Source organism: Buttiauxella brennerae ATCC 51605 (assembly GCF_001654925.1).
Classification (GTDB): Bacteria; Pseudomonadota; Gammaproteobacteria; order Enterobacterales; family Enterobacteriaceae; genus Buttiauxella; species Buttiauxella brennerae.
In genome coordinates this window covers 1-2,618 of sequence record NZ_LXER01000014.1, presented here as the reverse complement: position 1 = coordinate 2,618, position 2,618 = coordinate 1, and the positions used below count along the sequence as shown (strand labels likewise).

Below are 2,618 nucleotides of genomic sequence, written 5' to 3'. Positions count from 1 at the left end.
GCGTCCTGCTGCAGTTTCCCCGCAACCATGGTGGCAGTTATAATGTTGTCGTGGATTGAATTATTCAACTCTTCGTTCACTGTTTATTAAATATTGCCTATTTACTATCTTGGGCGTGCCAATTAACTCTAATGACATTGATGATGCACCAAATTGAATGATACTATTTTTATTATTTGTTAATATTTGCCATTTATAATAACTTCCATCATCCTTCGCGAGTAGTGATTCCACCTTCTCTTTTTTAACATCCAGGATAAATACACCCGATCTGAAACCAGTAAACTTACTGTATTGGGTTTCGCCCCATGACAAGTCAAGTATTAAATCACTTACATCATGAAACTTAAGTAATGCCCTTGAAACCGAGAACATTGATTCGTCCATATTTTTAGAACAGCATAGCCATTCCAGTATGTGATCAATGTCGAAATGAATGTCAGAGCTAAAATCACCAACATCTGAAGCAAATGAAACCCCATGAATTAAATTATCATGAAATTGACAATCATTGGCCAAGTTAATACCCATAATAAAACTCCCAAATAAAATTAAGGTTCAAGATCATGTGCCAGTAGACACTAAGGTGTACCACATCCGCCAAAAACATGTTCCTGGGGGTAACATCTACATGTTTTCGGATTCTGATTATTTACATCATAATGCCAATGCGTTGGGTTTCCAGTTAGAATTTCACATCCATGAGAACCATCATTTAAACCTCTTCCTGTATGAGCCTGATAATGAATATCAATATTATATTTTTCTCCCGCAGGTGGATTGCATGGAGGGCATTCTTCTTCCTCACTATCACTAAATACTTCATTCAACCATTTTGTTAATGCTTTTACAGCATTATCATTGGCCTCCTTCTGTGCAGGGCTATTTGACCATGGGACTGGGAAAGGTATCGGGCCTAGAAGAACTTCTATTAACCCCAAAGGATCTGTATTTGTGACAGGATTAATATGTATTGGTACAAATTCCATCCCCCTTTCAACTCTATCGGATTAGAGGTGATATCCTATCCCTTTTCCGGCTCATGTTACTCGCCTTGGCCTACGGCACATCATGCTGCCACCTAGTTATCATTCACAGCCTCTTTCACTTGCCACGATTCTTATTTATGTTAATTCTAAAATTAATTTTTGAATTAACATAAATAATTTGCATATCACCTCTACCACGAGTCTCTCCTGAATCGGATTTACAGTAGAAGGTGATATGCATATCTTCAGCATCATCAATTATCATAGTGTTAAGTAAATTCCAATTTGCATTGTTTCTGAAATATTCAAAGGCCATATCCATTATTTTTGATTGTGTTTCGCCCAAGAAGATAGTTTTCTCACCAAAACACTTTAACTGTATTATAATAAATAAAACAACAAATAAAAAAGTCATCCCCCTTTATTTCATTTACACCTTTTTCTTCCTGTTTGCGGGGTGAATTTATAATACTTATTATTTGGTGTCGACAAATAACCAACATAATCATGATTACCCACCCCATCATCTTTTATCCCGTTAAGATCCTTCGGTGAAAAATGTAAAGAGTCATACGCATCATTCTGAGAGGATACTGGGTAATACACCGTTCCTGTCGCGGGTCATAATAAAGAATGAAAAAAACGAGCGCATACATCCAAAATAACACCCACCCCATTAAATACAAACATGAAAGAGAAAATCCACAACCATCCCTTTTTTATAGATAAATACCACCATGCAAGGATGGATAGAAAAACTGCGACTATAGCTATAAAGAAAAGTATATTGTAGGTGTTTTCATTCACTACAGTAATATTATCAGAAATCCATGCAGCGATAGAAAAAAACAACCCTAAAATAAATATAAAAGTTCTCATCGAGAGGTTCCGCTACCTGTAGTACTACTCCCTTTCGATGATAAATCAAACCCACCCATTGTAACAATTACATTTTTACGTTCAGGTGGAGTTTCCTTATTCCCAGGAGCTGAGTTAAATTGGCGCTGACTCCAGCTACGACAAATATCATCATATCCATAATAGCCATGCTCCCCTATTTGATCTTTCATTGCTTTATTAAAAGCTGCATCCTGTTCTTTTGTTGTTTTTTTATACATTTCAATTTTCCCACCATGCTTCATATCATTATAAACCTCTCCATAGGGAAAAGAGCCCATAGCGTAACTGTACGAGTTATAACTGCCATCAGGCACTCCTACGTTTACACTTTGATGAAGTGCAGGTTCATCTGGCCCTTGAGCTTCAATCCAAATATCTAGCCCTAACGGGTCAACAAAACCAAGTGGATCATTATAAACATAAGAGTAAACATTCCACCCACCACTCAACCCAATAGGATCCTGGGTAATATACCGCCCCTGCTGCGGATCATAATAACGGTGGCGGTTGTAATACAATCCCGTCTCTTCATCAGCCTGCTGACCCGGCAGGCGAATGAGTTGTTGCAGATGATGCGGGTTCTCCTCCGACAGCTGATTGCCCCATTCATCGTATTCTGCCCGCCAGGCTATCGCTCCGGTTTCGTCAATCAGTGCCAGCGGCAGTCCCCGGTGGTCGCAGTGGTAAAGATGGATTTTTCTCTCCGGCGTGTGTTCCGGCTCCAGCTGC

Annotated in this window: 3 protein-coding genes and 2 pseudogenes; all 5 read right to left on the bottom strand. The window is 38.9% G+C overall.

Features of this window, described 5'->3' with window-relative positions; genetic code table 11:
- Positions 1–60: 60 nt before the first annotated feature.
- Positions 61–531 (bottom strand): hypothetical protein, encoded by a 471-nt coding sequence (locus M975_RS07200; protein WP_083963392.1) that lies wholly within the window; start codon positions 529–531, stop codon positions 61–63.
- A 281-nt stretch (positions 532–812) separates the two neighbouring features.
- A pseudogene (locus M975_RS23520) lies at positions 813–1,021 on the bottom strand (hypothetical protein); the annotation flags it as partial.
- An 83-nt stretch (positions 1,022–1,104) separates the two neighbouring features.
- Complete coding sequence (locus tag M975_RS07190; protein WP_064546973.1) at positions 1,105–1,404, bottom strand: hypothetical protein; 300 nt, start codon at positions 1,402–1,404, stop codon at positions 1,105–1,107.
- A 206-nt stretch (positions 1,405–1,610) separates the two neighbouring features.
- Entirely contained in the window at positions 1,611–1,868 is a 258-nt protein-coding gene (locus M975_RS07185; RefSeq protein ID WP_064546975.1) for a hypothetical protein, read from the bottom strand.
- A gap of 398 nt (positions 1,869–2,266) precedes the next feature.
- Positions 2,267–2,618: pseudogene (locus M975_RS23090) on the bottom strand (RHS repeat-associated core domain-containing protein); the annotation flags it as partial.

Bases quoted from the DNA above. Each gene is read 5' to 3' on its own strand.
- M975_RS07200 (WP_083963392.1), bottom strand. From the start codon at position 531: ATGGGTATTAACTTGGCCAATGATTGTCAATTTCATGATAATTTAATT.
- M975_RS07190 (WP_064546973.1), bottom strand. From the start codon at position 1,404: ATGACTTTTTTATTTGTTGTTTTATTTATTATAATACAGTTAAAGTGT.
- M975_RS07185 (WP_064546975.1), bottom strand. From the start codon at position 1,868: ATGAGAACTTTTATATTTATTTTAGGGTTGTTTTTTTCTATCGCTGCA.